The organism is Streptomyces kunmingensis (assembly GCF_039533535.1).
In the GTDB taxonomy this organism is placed as follows: Bacteria; Actinomycetota; Actinomycetes; order Streptomycetales; family Streptomycetaceae; genus Streptomyces; species Streptomyces kunmingensis.
This window is the reverse complement of sequence record NZ_BAAATS010000010.1, coordinates 26467-44452: the sequence shown is the minus strand read 5'-3', so window position 1 is coordinate 44452 and position 17986 is coordinate 26467. Positions and strand designations below refer to the sequence as shown.

16 protein-coding genes are annotated in these 17986 nt (G+C 69.8%); 4 read left to right on the top strand and 12 right to left on the bottom strand.

Annotated elements, in window-relative coordinates; translation table 11 throughout:
* Window positions 1-45: 45 nt before the first annotated feature.
* The 9 genes from ABD366_RS13840 to rsmI all read right to left on the bottom strand — a co-directional run bounded on the left by ABD366_RS13840 (window position 46) and on the right by rsmI (window position 10420).
* Complete coding sequence (locus tag ABD366_RS13840) at window positions 46-1971, bottom strand: outer membrane protein assembly factor BamB family protein (protein WP_324771385.1); 1926 nt, start codon at window positions 1969-1971, stop codon at window positions 46-48.
* Window positions 1972-2173: 202 nt separating this feature from the next.
* Window positions 2174-3982, bottom strand: a complete 1809-nt coding sequence (locus tag ABD366_RS13835) for an ABC-F family ATP-binding cassette domain-containing protein (RefSeq protein WP_324771386.1) — start codon at window positions 3980-3982, stop codon at window positions 2174-2176.
* Between the two features lie 268 nt (window positions 3983-4250).
* Window positions 4251-4478: a hypothetical protein gene (locus tag ABD366_RS13830; RefSeq protein ID WP_324771387.1), complete on the bottom strand. Its 228-nt coding sequence runs from the start codon at window positions 4476-4478 to the stop codon at window positions 4251-4253.
* A gap of 90 nt (window positions 4479-4568) precedes the next feature.
* Entirely contained in the window at window positions 4569-5474 is a 906-nt protein-coding gene (locus tag ABD366_RS13825; protein ID WP_324771388.1) for a 4-(cytidine 5'-diphospho)-2-C-methyl-D-erythritol kinase, read from the bottom strand.
* Window positions 5471-6334 (bottom strand): 16S rRNA (adenine(1518)-N(6)/adenine(1519)-N(6))-dimethyltransferase RsmA, encoded by an 864-nt coding sequence (rsmA, locus tag ABD366_RS13820; RefSeq protein ID WP_324771389.1) that lies wholly within the window; start codon window positions 6332-6334, stop codon window positions 5471-5473. Before rsmA ends, ABD366_RS13825 begins: the two co-directional genes overlap by 4 nt.
* An 87-nt stretch (window positions 6335-6421) precedes the next feature.
* The gene (locus tag ABD366_RS13815) at window positions 6422-7870 is read right to left on the bottom strand and encodes a resuscitation-promoting factor (protein ID WP_324771390.1); all 1449 of its coding nucleotides are present in this window, start codon (window positions 7868-7870) and stop codon (window positions 6422-6424) included.
* 158 nt (window positions 7871-8028) lie between these two features.
* On the bottom strand, window positions 8029-8910 hold the full coding sequence (locus tag ABD366_RS13810; protein ID WP_324771391.1) for a TatD family hydrolase: 882 nt from the start codon (window positions 8908-8910) through the stop codon (window positions 8029-8031).
* Between the two features lie 23 nt (window positions 8911-8933).
* Window positions 8934-9380, bottom strand: a complete 447-nt coding sequence (locus ABD366_RS13805) for a hypothetical protein (protein ID WP_324771392.1) — start codon at window positions 9378-9380, stop codon at window positions 8934-8936.
* A gap of 197 nt (window positions 9381-9577) precedes the next feature.
* Window positions 9578-10420, bottom strand: coding sequence for a 16S rRNA (cytidine(1402)-2'-O)-methyltransferase (rsmI, locus tag ABD366_RS13800; protein ID WP_324771418.1), 843 nt, complete (start codon window positions 10418-10420; stop codon window positions 9578-9580).
* Window positions 10421-10594: 174 nt separating this feature from the next.
* Between rsmI and ABD366_RS13795 the strand changes: the two genes are divergently transcribed.
* Together ABD366_RS13795 and ABD366_RS13790 are read left to right on the top strand one after the other, a co-directional pair.
* Window positions 10595-12358, top strand: coding sequence for a dolichyl-phosphate-mannose--protein mannosyltransferase (locus tag ABD366_RS13795; RefSeq protein WP_324771393.1), 1764 nt, complete (start codon window positions 10595-10597; stop codon window positions 12356-12358).
* Between the two features lie 486 nt (window positions 12359-12844).
* Window positions 12845-14098 (top strand): PIN domain-containing protein, encoded by a 1254-nt coding sequence (locus tag ABD366_RS13790; protein ID WP_324771394.1) that lies wholly within the window; start codon window positions 12845-12847, stop codon window positions 14096-14098.
* A 120-nt stretch (window positions 14099-14218) separates the two neighbouring features.
* Here ABD366_RS13790 and ABD366_RS13785 read toward each other — a convergent pair whose 3' ends face one another.
* Together ABD366_RS13785 and ABD366_RS13780 are read right to left on the bottom strand one after the other, a co-directional pair.
* A complete protein-coding gene (locus ABD366_RS13785; RefSeq protein ID WP_324771419.1) occupies window positions 14219-14452 on the bottom strand; it encodes a DUF397 domain-containing protein in 234 nt (77 codons plus the stop codon).
* 25 nt (window positions 14453-14477) lie between these two features.
* Window positions 14478-15329, bottom strand: a complete 852-nt coding sequence (locus tag ABD366_RS13780; protein WP_324771395.1) for a helix-turn-helix domain-containing protein — start codon at window positions 15327-15329, stop codon at window positions 14478-14480.
* Window positions 15330-15854: 525 nt separating this feature from the next.
* On the opposite strand from ABD366_RS13780, the gene ABD366_RS13775 reads away from it, so the two are divergent.
* Both ABD366_RS13775 and ABD366_RS13770 read left to right on the top strand, forming a co-directional pair.
* The gene (locus tag ABD366_RS13775) at window positions 15855-16265 is read left to right on the top strand and encodes an ATP-binding protein (RefSeq protein ID WP_324771396.1); all 411 of its coding nucleotides are present in this window, start codon (window positions 15855-15857) and stop codon (window positions 16263-16265) included.
* 79 nt (window positions 16266-16344) lie between these two features.
* Window positions 16345-17118 (top strand): SDR family NAD(P)-dependent oxidoreductase, encoded by a 774-nt coding sequence (locus ABD366_RS13770; protein ID WP_324771397.1) that lies wholly within the window; start codon window positions 16345-16347, stop codon window positions 17116-17118.
* A 16-nt stretch (window positions 17119-17134) separates the two neighbouring features.
* On the opposite strand, the gene ABD366_RS13765 is transcribed toward ABD366_RS13770, so the two are convergent.
* The gene (locus tag ABD366_RS13765; RefSeq protein ID WP_324771398.1) at window positions 17135-17986 is read right to left on the bottom strand and encodes a DMT family transporter; all 852 of its coding nucleotides are present in this window, start codon (window positions 17984-17986) and stop codon (window positions 17135-17137) included.

Sequence of the window (17986 nt, the reverse complement as noted above, 5' to 3'; positions counted from 1 at the left end):
AAGACGGGGACGGAGAGTTGCGGGAGGTGCGCGGGGCGCGTGACGTCAGTCGCCGTACGCCAGCATCAGCTTCTGCTGGCCCTTGGCGCTGCCGGACAGGTTGGTGGCGGAGAGGTAGAAGCGCCCGTCGACCCAGGCGACGTCCTTCGAGTAGAAGCCGCTCTCGATCTCGGCCGCGCCCGCCGGGTTCTGCATCAGCGTCTTCGGCGTGTGCGAACCGGAGACCGGGATGGACACCACGCGGCCCGGGTCGCCGCCGTACGACGCCTCCATGTACGCGACCACGGCGCCGTTCTCGACCTTCAGCGGCAGCAGCGACTGGTCCTCGGGCGACTTGGCGCGCCAGCGCTCCTTGCCGCTGGTGAGGCTGATCGCGACGACCTCGTTCGCGCCGCCCGTCTTGCCCTTGGTCGGGATGTAGAGCGTGGAGGCGTCCGCGGTCACCCCCTGGCAGCCGTCCAGGTTCCGGGTGAGGAAGGAGAAGCTGGCGCCGCAGGCGGTGTCGAGGCCGTCGACGCCGAGGCTCTGCGCGGCGGAGCTGTTGTCCTTGTACCCGGAGATGTCGTACACCTTTTTGTCGTCGTTCTGCGCGTAGACGACCAGCGGGCTCACGGAGTAGACGTGGGAGATCGACCAGTCCTTGGGGTACTTCTTCGTCCACAGGGCCTTGCCGGTGTCCGGGTCGAGCTGGCGCAGCTCCTCGTGCGCCTTGTCGCCGCCCGCGCCGCAGGACGCCACCGAGAGCAGCTTGTCCTTGTTGCCGGTGTAGGCCTTGGGGAAGCAGTCGGTGCCGTACTGCTCGACGGCGAACTTCTTCTTCGCGCCGGTCTTGGCGTCCAGGGCGAGCCCCGACATCGAGCGGCCGACCATCAGGGTGTCGCCGCCGACGTAGGTCAGCGAGATGCTGTTGCCGGTGCCGTCGAAGTAGTCGTCCTTGCTCTCCCGCTCGGGGATCTTCGCCGTCCAGCCCTTCGCGCCGGTGGCCAGGTCGATCTCCTGGACCTGGTTGCAGTTGGCGCGGGAACTCGTGCCGCTCATGTACGCGACGACGATCTTCCCGGCGTCGGACGGGGTCTTCGTGACGGAGCAGATCTTCTGCGGCAGCGTGATCGCGGGCCAGCTGACCTTGCCGTCCGCGATGTCGTACCCCAGGACCTCCTTGTACGCGGCCTTGACCGCGACCTTGTCGGTGATCCACATGCCGGGGGCGTTGGCACCGTCGCTGCTCACCTTGGGGGCCGTCTTGTACCAGAGGACCTTGGACTCGCCGTCCTGGCGGCCCGCGTTGAGGTCCTCCTCGCCGCCGTGGCCGTCTCCCTGGCCGTCGCCCGGGTCGACCGGCGCGGACGCGGACGTCTTGGGGTCCTTGTTCTTGCCGGCGGTGTCCTTCTTGCCGTCCTCGTCGTCGTTGCTGCCGACCACGGCGAAGACGACGGCGCCCGCGACGACCACCAGGGCCACGGCCGCGGCCGCGATCACCCAGGTCCTGCGCTTGACGCCGTTGCCGTTGCCGCCCGGCGGGGGCGGCGGCTGCTGCGGCGGGTAGCCGTACTGCGGCTGCTGCCCGTAGGGGCCGGGCTGCTGGGCGTACGGGCCCGGCTGCTGGGGGTAGCCGTACGGGCCGGGCTGCTGCTGCGGCTGGCCGTAGGGGCCCGGCTGCTGCGGCGGCTGGTTGTACGGTCCCGGCTGCTGCGGCTGGCCGTACGGGCCGGGCTGCTGCTGGCCGTAGGGGCCGGGCTGCTGTTCCTGGGGGTAGCCGTAACCGGGCTGCGGCGGCGGAGGCGTCTGCGGCGGACCGGCCGGCGGAGGCGTCTGCGGCGGACCGGCCGGTGGCGCGGCCGGCGGAGGTGGCGTCGGGGCCGGCTGTGAGCCCGGCGACGACGGCTGAGAGTTCCGTGGATCCTGTGGATTCTGTGGATCTTGTGGTGCTCCGAAGCCACCGGACGGCGGCTGGCTGGGCGGCTGAGTCATCAGCGCTCCCCCCTTGTCACTGCTGATGTACCGGCACGCCTGGGTGGTTTCCGGACTTTCTCAGGTCGGTCACGGGTGCGCTCAGGCCGCCCCCAGCCGCCCTTTCTATCACTCTGGACACCCATGCGAAGGGCCGGTCGAGCCCCTGTTCCCAAGGGTGGACCGGCCCGTGATGCGTCCGTTACGCGCCTACACGAGGCCTTCACGCATCGTCGGCCAGTTCCAGCCAGCGCATTTCCAAGTCCTCGCGCTCGGCCACCAGTTCCCGCAGCTCGGCGTCGAGCCCGGCGACCTTGCCGAAGTCCGTGGCGTTCTCGGCGATCTGCGCGTGCAGCTTGCTCTCCTTGGCGGAGACCTTGTCCATCTGCCGCTCGATCTTCTGCAGTTCCTTCTTGGCGGCACGGGAGTCGGCGGCGGAGGGGCCGGACTTCGCGGCGCCCGCGGGGGCCGCGGCCGGTGCCGGGGAGGCGGCGTCGATCATCCGCTGCCTGCGCTCCAGGTACTCCTCGATGCCGCGCGGCAGCATCCTCAGGGTGGCGTCGCCGAGCAGCGCGTACGTGTTGTCGGTGGTGCGCTCGATGAAGAACCGGTCGTGGGAGATCACGACCATGGAGCCCGGCCAGCCGTCGAGCAGGTCCTCCAGCTGCGTCAGGGTCTCGATGTCGAGGTCGTTCGTCGGCTCGTCGAGGAAGAGGACGTTCGGCTCGTCCATGAGAAGACGCAGCAGCTGGAGGCGGCGCCGCTCACCACCGGACAGGTCCCCCACGGGAGTCCACTGCTTCTCCTTGCTGAACCCGAACTGCTCGCACAGCTGGCCCGCGGTCATCTCGCGGCCCTTGCCCAGGTCGACGCGGTCACGGATCTGCTGGACGGCTTCCAGGACCCGCAGCGAGGCGGGCAGTTCGGTCACGTCCTGCGACAGATAGGCGAGCCGGACCGTCTTGCCGACGACGATCTTCCCGGCGACGGGCTGCTCCTCGCCCCGCGTGCGGGCGGCGTCGGCGAGGGCGCGCAGCAGGGACGTCTTGCCCGCTCCGTTCACCCCGACCAGGCCGACGCGGTCGCCGGGGCCGAGGTGCCAGGTGAGGTGCTTGAGCAGCACCTTCGGGCCGGCCTGGACGGTCACGTCCTCCAGGTCGAAGACGGTCTTGCCGAGCCGGGCGTTCGCGAACTTCATCAGCTCGCTGGTGTCGCGCGGCGGCGGGACGTCGGCGATGAGTTCGTTGGCGGCCTCGATGCGGTAGCGGGGCTTGGAGGTGCGGGCGGGGGCGCCGCGGCGCAGCCAGGCCAGCTCCTTGCGCATCAGGTTCTGCCGCTTGGTCTCTTCGGTCGCGGCGATCCGCTCGCGCTCGGCGCGGGCGAACACGTAGTCCGAGTAGCCGCCCTCGTACTCGTAGACGTCGCCCTTCTGCACGTCCCACATGCGGGTGCAGACCTGGTCGAGGAACCAGCGGTCGTGCGTGACGCAGACGAGCGCGGAGCGGCGGGCCTGGAGGTGGCGGGCGAGCCAGGAGATGCCCTCCACGTCGAGGTGGTTGGTGGGCTCGTCGAGGATGAGCAGGTCGGGGTCGTCGATGAGCAGCTTCGCCAGCGCGATACGGCGCCGCTCGCCGCCGGAGAGCGGGCCGATGACCGTGTCGAGGCCCTGCTCGAAGCCCGGCATGTCGAGGCCGCCGAAGAGTCCGGTCAGCACGTCGCGGATCTTGGCGTTGCCCGCCCACTCGTGGTCGGCGAGGTCGCCGATCACCTCGTGCCGGACGGTCGCCGCCGGGTCGAGGGAGTCGTGCTGCGTGAGTACGCCCAGGCGCAGGCCGCCGCTGTGCGTGACCCGTCCGGTGTCGGCCTCCTCCAGCTTGGCGAGCATCCGGATCAGGGTCGTCTTCCCGTCCCCGTTCCGGCCGACCACACCGATCCGGTCGCCTTCCGAAACGCCGAGGGAGACGCCGTCGAGCAGGGCCCGTGTGCCGAAGACCTTCGTGACGTTCTCGACGTTGACCAGATTGACTGCCATTTCGCTCCTGCCGCGGGGGTACCTGTACTCCAGCGTAGTCGGGGTCTTGGGGTGGGCTTCGCGCCGTGGGGGTCGCGGGTGCGTTGCCGGGTGCGGGCCGGCGGGGGCTGGTCGCGCAGTTCCCCGCGCCCCTGAGATGCGCACTGCGTGCGCCATCTCGTGGGGCAGCGCGAGACACGCGCCCTCCTGGGGCTGTGGCGAAGCCGTATGCCTCAGGGGCGCGGAACTGCGCGAGAAGCCCCACCGGCCGTGACCGGCCGCGGAGCTGCTACGGCCGGTCACGGCGGTGGCGCACCCGCCCCGAAACTCCCCGCACCAGCGGAGCGACCTCGCGGGGCCGCGCGATCCGGCCCTGGCCGAGGGCGGGCGGCGGGAGCGGGTGGCCGCGGGAGGCCATGGCGGCGTGCAGGCCGAACAGGGCGACCGTGCCGAGGGGAAGCGCGGCGCGGCGCAGACGGCGGCGGCGCCGTCCCGCGGGCGGGCGGGTGTTCTTCATGAACGGCAGCGTCGCGCGCCCGGCGCCCACCGCGACAGCGTCCGGCTACTCAGGTCCGGGGTGAGTACGCGGGGGGAGGCCGGGACCTCGCTAGAAGGCCTCGAAAACGCGGGCGGCGCCCGGCGCGGGCGAAGGAGCCACCCGTGCCGTCCGGCAGGTTCCGGAGGTGGCCAGTGCGTCGGCGATCCGATGCGCGGCCGCCTCGTCCGCCGCCAGGAAGGCGGTCGTCGGGCCCGAGCCCGAGACCAGGGCCGCCAGAGCGCCGCCGGACGTGCCCGCGTCGAGGGTTGCCTGCAGGGACGGGAAGAGGGACAGGGCGGCGGGCTGGAGGTCGTTGGTGACGGTCGCGGCCAGGGCCCGTACGTCGCCGGTGCGCAGGGCGTCCAGGAGGGCGGGGGACGCGACGGGGTCCGGGGCCCGGGGGGTCAGCCGGTCGAACTCCCGGTACACCGCGGGTGTGGACAGGCCACCGTCCGCCACGGCGAAGACCCACCAGAACTGCCCGCCCACGTCGAGGAGTTGCAGCTTCTCGCCGCGTCCGGTGCCGAGCGCCGCCCCGCCGACCAGACTGAACGGCACGTCGCTGCCCAACTCGGCGCAGATGTCGAGGAGTTCCTCGCGCGAGGCCCGGGTCCCCCAGAGCGCGTCACAGGCCACGAGCGCGCCCGCCGCGTCCGCGGAGCCGCCCGCCATGCCGCCCGCGACGGGGATGCCCTTGGCGATGTGGATACGGACCTTCGGGTCGCCGAGCCCGTGCCGCTCGGCAAGGGCGATCGCCGCGCGCGCGGCCAGGTTCGTACGGTCGAGGGGGACCTGGTCGGACCCCGGACCCGTGCAGGTCAGGGTCAGGGAGTCCGCGGGCTCGACCGTCACGTCGTCGTACAGGCCGACGGCGAGGAAGACGTTGGCCAGGTCGTGGAAGCCGTCGGGGCGGGCGGCGCCCACCGCGAGCTGGACATTGACCTTGGCGGGGACGCGTACGGTCACCGATGTCACTGCTTGGCCTCCGCGATCCGCGCGAACTCCTCGACCGTCAGGGCCTCGCCGCGCGCCTGCGGCGACACTCCGGCCGCGACGAGCGCCGCCTCGGCCGCGGCGGCCGAACCGGCCCATCCGGCGAGCGCCGCGCGCAGCGTCTTGCGGCGCTGGGCGAACGCGGCGTCGACGACGGCGAAGACCTCTTCCTTGGACGCGGTCGTGGCGACCGGCTCGTCCCGGCGGACCAGGGCGACGAGGCCGCTGTCGACGTTGGGCGCGGGCCAGAACACGTTGCGCCCGATGCTGCCCGCGCGCTTGACCTGCGCGTACCAGTTGGCCTTGACGGACGGGACGCCGTAGACGCGCGAGCCGGGGCCGGCGGCGAGCCGGTCGGCGACCTCGGCCTGGACCATGACGAGGGTGCGCTCGATGGTCGGGAAGCTGTCGAGCATGTGGAGGAGGACGGGGACCGCGACGTTGTACGGGAGGTTCGCGACGAGGGCGGTCGGGGCCGGGCCCGGGAGCGCGGTCACCTGCATCGCGTCCATGTTGACCAGGTCGAAGGCGTCCTTCTTGGCTGGGAGGCGGGCCGCGATCGTGGCGGGCAGCGCGGCGGCGAGCGTGTCGTCGATCTCTACGGCGGTCACGTGCCGGGCCGCGTCGAGCAGCGCGAGGGTGAGCGAGCCGAGGCCCGGGCCGACCTCGACGACCACGTCGTCCGCGGTGACTTCCGCGGTGCGGACGATCCGGCGGACCGTGTTGGCGTCGATGACGAAGTTCTGGCCGCGTTGCTTCGTGGGGCGGACGCCGAGGGCGGCGGCCAGCTCGCGGATGTCGGCGGCGCCGAACAGGGGGCCTTGGGGGTCAGGGGTGCTCACCGTTCAAGGGTACGGGGCGCCTTCGCCCCGGGGTCACCCGTGCGGCCCGGAGCGCCCGTGCGGCCGGCAGCACCCGTACGGCCCGGGTCAGCCGTGCAGCCGGGGCCCGCAGTGCGGCCAGGGGCTCGCTCCGCGCCGCACGTACAGCTTCTTCGCCCGGTACGTCTGCTCGGCGGCCGGGGCGTCCTGGGGGCGGCCCGAGCCGCCGAGGCTCTGCCAGGTCTGCGTGTCGAACTGGTAGAGGCCGCCGTAGGTGCCGGTCGCGTCGGTGGCGGCGGGACGGCCGCCGGACTCGCAGGAGGCCAGCGAGGACCAGTTCAGGGTGTCGGTGCCCGCGACGGAGGTGGGCATCGGCCGTGTCCCGACCCGGATCAGCTGGGTCCGCGGTTCGCGCACCGTCTCGGACTTCACGAGGCGCGGCTTCTGCCGGACGCCGTTGACGGTGCGCACCGCGTACGTGACGCGCCGCATGCCGGGTTCGCCGGCCTGGGTGACGATCTCCGTGCCCTGGAACGACGCGGGGTCCTCGGTGCGCTCGGTCGCGTACGGGATGGGTTCCTCGCGTACTTCCTTCGTGCCGGTCACCCGCATCACGGTGATCGTCTGCCCATCGCGCGGGAAGCTCGTCGCGGGCGCGGAGGTGGTGTCCTGGCCGTGCAGCGTGATGCCGGCCTCGTCGACGGCCTCGCGCACGGTGGCCGCGTTCGTGCGCAGGGTGCGGCGCCGTCCGTCGGCCATGACGGTGACGCTGCGCTCGGTGCGGACGTCGAGGTCGAGGCCGTGCCGCTCGATGCGGTGGGAGCGGGAGGTGGAGACGTACGCGCCCTCGGCCCGCACGCCGAGCTGTCTGAGCGCCCCGTCGACGGTGTGCGCGGTCGTCCACACCTGGCGGCGCTGTCCGTCGAGGGTGAGGCGTACGGGGCGGCCGTAGCGGATGGCGACCTCGTCGCCGCTGGCCAGCGCGGCGGCGCGGCCGGGCGCCACGATGTCGTGCGCGCCGACGTCGACGCCCTCTTCGGTGAGGAGTTCCGTCACGTCGTCGGCGAAGGTGTGCAGCGTGCGCTCCTTGCCGTCGACGCTGAGCCGGATCGCCTTGTCGTCGGCGACGAACGCGGAGGTGCCGCCCGCGAGGAACGCGACGACGAGGGCCTGCGGAAGCAGCCGGCGCAGCGTCTCGGGGCGCTGGTCGGACTTCTTGCGGCGCGCGGCCCGTCGGGCGGCGGCGCGCCCCGCCGGCCGGTCCGGGGACTGGTCCGCGGAATGGTCGGGCAGCGTGCGCGCGCCCCCGGGCGGCCGGACGCCGCCCCCTGGCGTCTGGTGCGGCAGCCGTGGCTCGGTGACGGCTTCGGCCCGCTCGTACTCGTAGGCGGGCCGGTAGGTGTCGAAGGCGGGCCGAGGCGTGTCGAAGGCGCCGGCGGCCTCGTACGGGCCCTGCGCGTTCGGCTCGGTCGCCGCGTCATCACCGGCGTAGGGCCGGTACGTCCCGTACGTGTCCTCGTACATGTCCTCGTACGTCTCGTACGGCGTATTGCTCACGACGACGCTCCAGGCGCTCCAGGGGTCCGCCCCCGGGCGGGGGCGGAGCAAGCGAGCAGAACCTAGCGGAGCGCCGGTCACTCTCCAAAGCAACGCGACTACGCAGTGTCGCGATGCCGCCCGAAGGCCGAAGGCGTGCGGGCCGAAGCCGTTATCGGTCAGTAACCGAAGGCGCGGGCCGTGTTGGCGGAGACCGCTGTCGCGAGGGCTTCCTCGGTGACGTCCTTGACCGCCGCCATCGCGCGCAGCGTGACCGGAATGAGATACGGCGCGTTAGGCCGACCGCGGTACGGGGCCGGGGTCAGGAACGGCGCGTCGGTCTCGACGAGGACCAGTTCGAGGGGCGCCACGGCGAGGGCGTCGCGCAGCGGCTGCGCGTTCTTGAACGTCATGTTGCCCGCGAAGGACATGAAGTAGCCGTTCTCCGCGCAGACTTGGGCCATGGCGGCGTCGCCGGAGTAGCAGTGGAAGACGGTGCGCTCGGGGGCGCCCTCCTCCTTCAGGACGCGTAGCACATCGTCGTGGGCGTCGCGGTCGTGGATGACGAGCGCCTTGCCGTGCCGCTTGGCGATCTCGATGTGGGCCCGGAAGGACCGCTCCTGGGCGGCCTTGCCCTCGGGTCCGGTGCGGAAGTAGTCGAGGCCGGTCTCGCCGACGCCCTTGACCTGCGGGAGCGCGGCGAGCCGGTCGATCTCGGCGAGCGCCTCGTCGAGCCCGGCGTCACCGAGCGGCTGCCGGGCGCCCTGCCGCGACCATCCGTCGGGATCGCCATGGACGATGCGGGGAGCCTCGTTCGGGTGCAGGGCCACGGTCGCGTGCACGCTCGCGTGTGCCTTCGCCACCTCGGCCGCCCAGCGGGAACCGGCCAGGTCGCAGCCGACCTGGACCACGGTCGTCACGCCCACCGATGCCGCCTTGGCGAGGCCCTCCTCCACGGTGCCCGCCTGCATGTCCAGGTGGGTGTGCGAGTCGGCGACCTCGACCGCGAGAGGTGCGGGCAGCGGCGGCGGGGTGACGTCCTTGGAACGCTCGGGGCTCATGCCCCGATCCTACGAAGCCGTGCTCACGCCTCCTTCTTGTGGTGCCCGAAGGGGTGCAGCAGGTCGGACAGGTGCCAGTGGTGGCGCTCCCCGGCCGGGACCGTGACCCCGGGCTCGGGTGCCTCCACCGGCCCGGCGGCCGGCGCCTGATGGTGCTGCGGGTGCATCACGTCGAGCACTGAGGACACCCGGCCGGCCCGCATGATCCGTACGACGTTGCCGCCGCAGTTCAGGCAGGTGGGCCGGGTCAGCGGCGACGGCACACGCTCGCCGTTCGCCACGTACTTCACGAACTCCGCACCGTCACCGTCGACGTGGTGCTCTATCTCGTACGACTGCTCCCAGCCGTGCCCGCACCGCATGCAGGCGAACGAATACGACTCGTGAACGACGGATATCGCCGTGCCGCGACTCGGAACAGGGGGCCTCTCAGCACCGGTGGCCGTCTTGGAGACTGCGAACTCGCTCATGCCGGCTCTCCTTGTCCGCTGGACAAGCGCTGCCCGCGGGCAGCGTGGGGACGGGTACGTCCCTTCGACCAGTGGACGCCTCCGCCGGACCGAGCGCAAAAGACCTGTCGACTGTTGGAGCCGATTTGGCATTTCCCTGCCGAAACGGCCGTGGCACCCGGTCTTCGCTTTGCCTTCCAGGCTAGTCCTTTACGCGCTTATGGGGCGCCCGCAGCCGCGTTCTTTGCCGCGACCACGGCATCGAATACCTCCCGCTTGGGCAGCCCCGCGTCCGCGGCGACGGCGGCGATCGCCTCCTTGCGCCGCTCCCCCGCCTCCTCGCGCACCCGCACCCTGCGCACCAGTTCCTCGGGGGTGAGGTCGTCGCCCGACTTCTCCGGGGCGCCCTCCACGACGACGGTGATCTCGCCGCGTACGCCCTCGGCGGCCCATTCGGCGAGCTCCTTGAGAGGCCCGCGCTTCACTTCCTCGTACGTCTTGGTCAGCTCCCGGCAGACCGCCGCCCGGCGCTCCTCGCCGAAGGCCTCCGCCATCGCGGCGAGGGTGTCGTCGAGGCGGTGCGGGGCCTCGAAGTAGACGAGGGTGCGGCGCTCGTCGGCGACGTCCTTCAGGCGGGTCAGGCGCTCGCCCGCCTTGCGCGGCAGGAACCCCTCGAAGCAGAACCGGTCGACGGGCAGCCCGGACAGCGCAAGGGCGGTCAGCACGGCGGACGGGCCCGGCACGGCCGTGACCCGGATGTCGCGCTCGACCGCGGCGGCGACCAGCCGGTACCCGGGGTCGGAGACGGACGGCATGCCCGCGTCGGTCACGAGCAGCACGCGCGCGCCGCCCGCCAACGCCTCGACCAGCTCCGGCGTACGCGCGGCCTCGTTGCCCTCGAAGTACGACACGACGCGCCCGCCGACCTGTACGCCGAGCGACTGCGTGAGCCGCTTCAGGCGCCGGGTGTCCTCGGCGGCGACGACATCGGCGCCGGCCAGCTCCTGGGCGAGCCGCGGCGGGGCGTCGGCGACGTCACCGATGGGCGTACCGGCGAGCACGAGCGTTCCGGCGGACTCGGGGGCCCGGTCGGGCCGCGTCCGGGCGGGCTGCGTCTTGGCGGACTGGGGGGAATCAGGGCTTCCTGTCACGGTTCCATCCTCGCAGGGACGCGGCGGCGGCCGAGTCGGGCCCGTGCACGGGACTCGCACAGCCCGGTTCCCTACGATGGCGCGGTGACCAGTACCGCGTCGTCGTCCCACCCGACCCCGACCAGCGCCCCGCCCGAGCGGGCCCCCGCCGGGGAGCGCAAGCCCTCGGCGTGGCTGCGCGGCCTGCGCCGGTTCGGGTACCGGGCGCAGGAGAGCAGCGGTGATGTCCGCGCGCACCTCGTGCCGCCGCATCCCGCGCCGTCCTCACGGCTGTGGGCGTCGTTCGGCCTGAGCCGGTTCACGGCCGGGCAGGCGAACAGAATCCTCGGCTGGGCGGGGCCGCTCCTCGTCACGCTCGTCGCCGGTCTGCTGCGGTTCTGGAATCTCGGCAGCCCGAAGGCGGTGATATTCGACGAGACGTATTACGCCAAGGACGCGTGGGCGCTCATCCACCGCGGGTACGAGGTGAACTGGGCCAAGAACGCCAATGACCTGATCCTGGAGAAGAACGGCCACGTCGCCATTCCGACGGACGCGTCGTACGTCGTGCATCCACCGGTCGGCAAGTACGTCATCGGGATCGGTGAGTGGCTGTTCGGGTTCAACCCGTTCGGCTGGCGGTTCATGACGGCGGTCCTCGGGACGCTGTGCGTGCTGATGGTGTGCCGGATCGGCCGGCGCCTGTTCCGCTCGACGTTCCTCGGCTGTCTGGCCGGGGCGCTGCTCATGGTGGACGGCCTCGCGTTCGTGATGAGCCGCACCGCGCTGCTCGACTCGGTCCTTGTCTTCTTCGTCGTGGCGGCGTTCGGCTGCCTCGTCGTGGACCGCGACAGAAGCCGCGAACGGCTCGCGGCGGCGCTCCCCGTCGACGAACACGGCCTGGTCCGCCCGGACGCGCACATCGCCGAGACCCTGCGCCTGGGTTGGCGCCCCTGGCGGCTCCTGGCCGGCCTCTGCCTGGGCCTGGCGGCGGGCACGAAGTGGAACGGCTTCATCTACCTGGCCGCGTTCGCCCTGATGTCGGTCCTGTGGGACGTCGGTTCGCGGCGCGTGGCCGGGGCGCGTCGCCCCTATCTCGCGGTCCTGAAACGGGACGTCGTCCCCGCCTTCGTCTCCACGGTCCCGGTCGCCGTCGCCACATACGTCCTCTCCTGGCTGGGCTGGATCCTCTCCCCCACCGACGGCACCGGCGGCTACTTCCGCAACTGGGCGGCGACCGCGGGCAAGGGCGGCCACTTCACCTGGCTGCCGGACTGGGTGCGCAGCATGTGGCACTACGAGCACGAGGTCTGGGAGTTCAACACCAACCTCAGCTCGCCGCACACCTACCAGTCCAACCCCTGGAGCTGGATGGTCGACGGCCGCCCGGTCTCGTACTTCTACGAGTCCCCGTCGGCGGGCCGGGACGGCTGCCCGGCGGACGCGGCGGACAAGTGCGCCCGCGAGGTCCTGGCCCTCGGCACCCCGCTCCTGTGGTGGGCGGCCTGCTTCGCGCTCCTCTTCGTCCTGTGGCGCTGGTTCTTCCGCCGTGACTGGCGGGCGGGCGCGATCGTCTGCGGCGTCGTCGCGGGCTACGCCCCCTGGTTCCAGTACCAGGAGCGGACGATCTTCTACTTCTACGCGGTCGTCTTCGCCCCGTTCCTGTGCCTGGCCCTGGCGATGGTCCTGGGCGCGATCATCGGCAGGCCGGGCTCGAGCGAACGCCGCCGGGTGATCGGCGCGGCGTCGGCCGGGGTGCTGGTTCTTTTGATCGCCTGGAATTTCATCTACTTCTGGCCGATCTATACGGGGACGGCGGTCCCGATCGACTCTTGGCGGTCGCGGATGTGGCTGGATACGTGGGTGTAGCTGGGCGAACGTAGGTGAGGGGCGCGGCTGGTGCTGCGCCCCTCTTGGTGTTGGTCGTTGTTGATGGGCCTGGGCCGCACTCGGACGGGCCGAGTACGGGATACCTGGGCGAGGGTGCGGACGCGTCACTATCGCTCGCGGGAGCCTGCTGCCAGTCTCGGCCAGTTCTTCAGACGCCGCCCCCTGTCGCGGGCCAGGACATAGGCAGCATGGCTGGTAGTGGGAGCTCGTTATCTACGCATTACAGGTTGTCCGATCTTGATCCAGGAACGTCCACGGGAGTCCCCTCACGTCTCGACGCCTGATCGCCAGCTCGCCTGATGTTGACGGTTGGAGGCACACCACCACGGAGGGGCCTCGAAGCGCGACCGCGACTGAGACCACAGGCGCGCCGGGTTCATTTAGCGCGGATCTCGCTGAGAGACCACCAACGGAGTACTCCAACATCTAACCTCGTAGCGTTGAACTAACGCTGGGAGGGGTTGCATGAGCAAGTACCACAAGGGCTCTTTTACCAACGGATACGAAGGATACCGGAGGAGGGACCGCAAGGACGTCGAGCATGCCATCAAAAGCAGCACCATCGTGCTGGACACTAACGCCCTCCTAAGCCTTTACAGAATGGACGAATCCGCCCGACTTGAGTATTTCGACGTCCTGGATGCACTAGCCGTCAGAATCTGGATCCCGCGACAGGTAACTGACGAATTTCACCGCAATCGCATCTCTTCACTTGACGCACACTTGAATGCCTTACGCAAAAAATCAGAAGCAGTCGAAACGTCTATTGGCGAGCTAAGGGGAAGCCTTCGCGACTTCGCCAAATTGCGCTCGCTCGCCGGACCGCAAATCAAGGAGTACATGCGCCCATTCGACGACGCTCTCGCCGATATCAGCTCACGCTTGGCGAATGACCTTTCAAATTTCGACCTGACAGCCGGCAGGCTCGCATCTCATGACCCAGTGCTAGAAAAACTATCCATTCTACTCGATGGAAAGGTTGGAGAGGAACCAGACGAAGCGAAGAGATTGGCCTTTGAGGCCGAAGCACGTCACAGAGGTGAAGCAGAAATCCCTCCCGGATACAAGGATTACAAGAACAAGGGCGACGCGGGGCTTGGAGATTGCCTAATCTGGCTGCAGATGGTTGAGCATGCATCAGCCAACAAGCGATCGATACTCTTCGTCTCAACCGACGTCAAGGAAGATTGGATTAGACATCAATGCGGGTTGACTATCGGCCCACGACCGGAGCTACTGGAGGATATGCGCTCTAGAGCGGGCGTCGACTATCACCATATAACTCTTTCCGAGCTGCTATCGCTATCCGGAAAGGTGCTCGAGGTAGCCGTCAGCCAGAACACCATCAACCAAGCCTTGGTAAGACAGCAGGCGCAGGTGCGCCTTCGAGAATTGAAGAATCAGCGTGCGACCATTGCAGGCGAGCTTGATCGAGTGACGAAGGAGATGGCAGCCGGCAAGGAACTCATACAGATGCAGGACACTGAGGCTTCGAAGATTACCAAGCGAGTTGAGATGTTGACGGAAAAAATGGAGAGTGCATCGGGCAACGACAAGGCAGCCCTTCTACATGCACTCAATAACGCATCTCTCGGACTTTCGGCCAACTCCGCCGATGCCGAAGACATAGCTCGCCAAATCCGAAAGCTCGCAGAAAAGGAGATTCGCCTCTTCAACCAACTGCGGAACTTGGATAGCGTTTTGGAAGATAGTAATTGAGTAGTCCGAAGGTGCGGTTACGGGCGGGGCTTCTGTGAGAATTGTGTCGCAGAGCTGATGCGCATGCCAATACAGGCAGACCGTTTCATGAGTTTATCGACAGACGCTGCTTCGGCGCGTTTACCGCTCCAGCGAACCTACGAGTCCCGTAACGAACCCGGCCCACACCCCGGGTTCGAAGCAAAGCGCGTTGCCGTGCGGGTCTTTGCTGTCTCGTATCGCTATGCCGTGGGGCAGGTCGGCGATCTCGACACAGTCGCCGCCGCCTGATCCGCCTCCGCTGTAGGTGCTCCTGCGCCAGGTGACGCGGTCGAGTTCAGGGGCAAGTTCGGGGGCAAGTTCGGGGGCAAGCATCGTTCCTACCTCGGCTTCCTGTCCGTTACAGCTCATGCCTGACCTGCTGGATGAGGTCACGGCTGGCTGCTGGGCTCAGTGCCAGGGACCTCAGCGAGTCGAAGGCGAGCGTATAGGAGCGGATTTCCCCCGGCGTCTCCATATGTAGGGTCCCCGTGACGTGCTCCACGCGCACAACGTCGGAGAAGGCCGGTGTGGGGAAGCCGAACATCACGAACGCTCCGATGAGTCCCATGTGAGCGCCGCTGTTGCACGGGAGCACCTGGATCTCGATGTTCGGAGACTCGGCGGCCTCCAGTAGGCGATCAAGTTGCGGTGCCATCACCTTCGGCCCGCCAACGCTGTTGCGAAGCGCGACCTCTCCCTCGATGACGCACAGCCGCGGCGCCTCGTCCCGCACCAGGACTTCCTGTCGCTGCATGCGGGTGTCCACGTACTGGTCCACCTGCTCGCGGGTGAGCATCTCGGGGTTGGCGCGGTAGAGCGCCCGCGCGTAGTCGGGAGTCTGCAGCAGGCCGGCGACCAACAGGGGCTGGAACGACCGGATGTAGTCAGCCGTCTGCTCGTAGTCGATGTGGTCCGCGTACGACGGGAGCGTCGCTCCGAGATGGCGAGCCCATCCGCGCTCCCCTCCCCGCCTGGCCAGGTTCACCAACTGCTCCACGTACGCGCTGTCCTCCACGCCGTAGAAGGCGAGCAGGTCCCTCAACTCGCCCAGGGAGATACCGAGACGGGCGTTCTCAATACGACTGATCTTGGTTTTGTGACAGCCGATCCGCTCCGCTGCCTCCTCCATCGACTTGCCTGCGCCTTCACGAAGTTCGACAAGCAGCGAGGCGAGACGTCGGCGGCGGACGGTGGGTCGCGGCTGGTTCATGTGGCCCCCTTGCGCTGTGCGTTGCGCCTCAAGAGTAGGCAGGAGGAGGGCCGACGGGGTTCTTGGAAATGTTTCCAAACGGTTCGGTTGCGGTTCGAATCCATTCCAGTGCACTCTGGGTGGTGGTCGCTCAGTGCGACCGGATGGTCACCATCAGGTGATCTGTGGGGCTCGCGTCGGACGCACAGAAGACCCCCGCGATCGGTGCAAGCGATCCGGGGGCGCGGCCGGCGCTGACTAGGAGCGTCGACACATGCACACTATCGTCCGCCTCTTCGAACCGCTGCTGCGGTTTTTGTTGCCCCCGACCGGGCGACATCGGCTCGCGTCGATGGGCTCGAACCGGGCACTACCGGACTGTGGTTGCCTGCTACCGCTGTGCACGGAGTACATCCCAACCGCCCGCGCCTACCTCATGACCGACGAGCTCCGCCTCCAGCGCCATCGGCGCCGAGCTCTATGGCTCGCAGTGCATGGCGTCGACGTGGGCGCGCGCCGCATCCACGGAGTGAAGGTGGCGCGCTGATGGACGGCATCAATACCTGCCTCAGCCCAGTGACGTTCCGGTGGGACCACCATCCGCGATCAGTTGGTCTGGCCCGACGCGCCTTGTGCGCGACCTTGAGCGACTGGGGTCTCGTCACCGCCGAGGACGCTGCCCTCGTCGTCCTCTCCGAGCTGCTCAGCAACGCCGTGGTCCACGCTCAAGTACCACCGGGTGCGCAAGTTGAGACCAGGTTCGTGCGAGGAGCGGACGAAGTGCGGATCGAGGTGCATGATGCGTCGCCCGAGCCTCCGAAGGCAGTCAATGCCGATGGACTGGATTGTGGCGGGCGGGGCCTTCACCTCGTCGAGGTACTCGCGAAGTCTTGGGGGACGAGCTTCCGGGACGGGCCGGGCAAAGTCGTGTGGGCCGAGGTGTCGGCCACGCGCTGATGCGAAGGCGCGCAACTCCCACAACCTGCAACCGGGTTGGAGGTGATCTCGGGGTCCATCCCCGAGTAGCGTCGAGTCCATGACACGTTTCGAGGGATACGCGGCACTGGTCACCGGCGCGGGACGCGGAATCGGCGCCGCGGTCGCCCGCCGGCTCGCCTCCGAGGGCGCCCAGGTCCTGGTCACCGACATCGACCTGGCCGCCGCGGAGAAGACGGCCGGGGAGATCCGGGAGCGGGGCGGTGCGGCCGCCGCGTGCGTGTGCGACGTGGGCGACCGGAGGTCCGTGGAGGCCGCCGTCGCCGAGGCCGTCGAGAGCTTCGGGCGGCTCGACGTCCTCGTCAACAACGCCTACGCCTGCCACCCCGACGCCGCTCTCTTCGAGGACGAGGACGACGAGGCGTGGGCCCGTGACCTGGACCTCTCGCTCACCGGTGCCTACCGCTGCTGCAAGGCGGCCCTGCCGCACCTCGCCGCGTCCGGCCGTGGCGCGATCGTCAGCATCGGTTCCGTCAACGGCCTCCAGGACTTCGGCTGTCACGCCTACAGCGCGGCCAAGGCGGGCCTGATCTCCCTGACCCGCACCCTCGCGGGCCACGCGGGCCCGCGCGGCGTCCGCGTCAACCTCGTAGCCCCGGGGACGGTGCGCACCCCCGCCTGGACGGACCAGGGCCGCGACCCGGACGTCATGCGGGAGCTGTATCCGCTGGGCCGCGTCGGAGAGCCCGAGGACATCGCGGCGGCGGTGGCGTTCCTCGCGTCCAGCGACGCGGCGTGGGTGACGGGGGTGACGCTGCCCGTGGACGGCGGCATCACGGCGGTGAACTCGGGGTTCAAGCACGCAGCTCCGTAGGCCCCTTCCGAAGGCCTCACCCCGCGTGCAGCATCAGCCCGATCCCCGCCACCATCACGCCGGCGGCGAGGATCCGCGGCAGCCCGAACCGCTCCTTGAAGAACACCGCCCCGATCGCCGCTCCGACGATGATGGACGACTCCCGCAGCGCGGAGATCGGGGCGAGGTCCGCCCGCGTCTGGGCCCACAGCACCAGGCCGTACGCCGCCACGGACAGCGCGGCGCCGAGCAGCCCGCGCAGCGCGAACGGCCGCAGCCGGTCCGCCAGTTCGCCGCGCCAGCGGTACGCCGCGTACGCCGGAATCGCGATCCCCTCGCAGATCATCAGCCACGCGATGTACCCCGTCGCCGAGCCGGAGGCCCGTACTCCGAGACCGTCCACCACCGTGTACGCGGCGATGGACACGCCGGTCGCGAGCGCCGCCCCGATCGCCCGCCAGTCGGGCCGCCGCCCTGAACCCCGTAGCCCCCACACCGCGAGCCCGGTCAGGCCCGCGCACGACACCGCGACGCCCGCCGCCTGCCAGCCGCCCGGCACCTCGCCCGCGAAGACGGCCGCGAGCAGCGTCACCACGAGCGGCGCCGTGCCGCGCGCGATCGGGTACGCCTGGCCGAAGTCGCCCAGCTTGAACGACGTCATCAGCAGCACGTAGTAGGCGATGTGGATGACCGCCGACAGGATCAGGTACGGCCACGCCCCCGCAGCCGGGAACGGCGCGAACGGCGCCATGACGAGGCCGATGAGCGCGCCGCCGCCGGAGATGAGCGTGAACCCGACGAGCTTGTCGGTGATGTGGTGGGCCAGCGCGTTCCAGGACGCGTGCGTGACCGCGGCCAGCAGGACCGCGGCGGCGACTATCGGGGGCAT

Excerpts from the sequence above, each read along its gene's own strand:
- ABD366_RS13840 (WP_324771385.1), bottom strand. The coding sequence starts at position 1,971 with ATGACTCAGCCGCCCAGCCAGCCGCCGTCCGGTGGCTTCGGAGCACCA.
- ABD366_RS13835 (WP_324771386.1), bottom strand. The coding sequence starts at position 3,982 with ATGGCAGTCAATCTGGTCAACGTCGAGAACGTCACGAAGGTCTTCGGC.
- ABD366_RS13830 (WP_324771387.1), bottom strand. The coding sequence starts at position 4,478 with ATGAAGAACACCCGCCCGCCCGCGGGACGGCGCCGCCGCCGTCTGCGC.
- ABD366_RS13810 (WP_324771391.1), bottom strand. The coding sequence starts at position 8,910 with ATGAGCCCCGAGCGTTCCAAGGACGTCACCCCGCCGCCGCTGCCCGCA.
- ABD366_RS13805 (WP_324771392.1), bottom strand. The coding sequence starts at position 9,380 with ATGAGCGAGTTCGCAGTCTCCAAGACGGCCACCGGTGCTGAGAGGCCC.
- ABD366_RS13790 (WP_324771394.1), top strand. The coding sequence starts at position 12,845 with ATGAGCAAGTACCACAAGGGCTCTTTTACCAACGGATACGAAGGATAC.
- ABD366_RS13785 (WP_324771419.1), bottom strand. The coding sequence starts at position 14,452 with ATGCTTGCCCCCGAACTTGCCCCCGAACTTGCCCCTGAACTCGACCGC.
- ABD366_RS13780 (WP_324771395.1), bottom strand. The coding sequence starts at position 15,329 with ATGAACCAGCCGCGACCCACCGTCCGCCGCCGACGTCTCGCCTCGCTG.
- ABD366_RS13775 (WP_324771396.1), top strand. The coding sequence starts at position 15,855 with ATGGACGGCATCAATACCTGCCTCAGCCCAGTGACGTTCCGGTGGGAC.
- ABD366_RS13770 (WP_324771397.1), top strand. The coding sequence starts at position 16,345 with ATGACACGTTTCGAGGGATACGCGGCACTGGTCACCGGCGCGGGACGC.
- ABD366_RS13765 (WP_324771398.1), bottom strand. The coding sequence starts at position 17,986 with ATGCCCCCGATAGTCGCCGCCGCGGTCCTGCTGGCCGCGGTCACGCAC.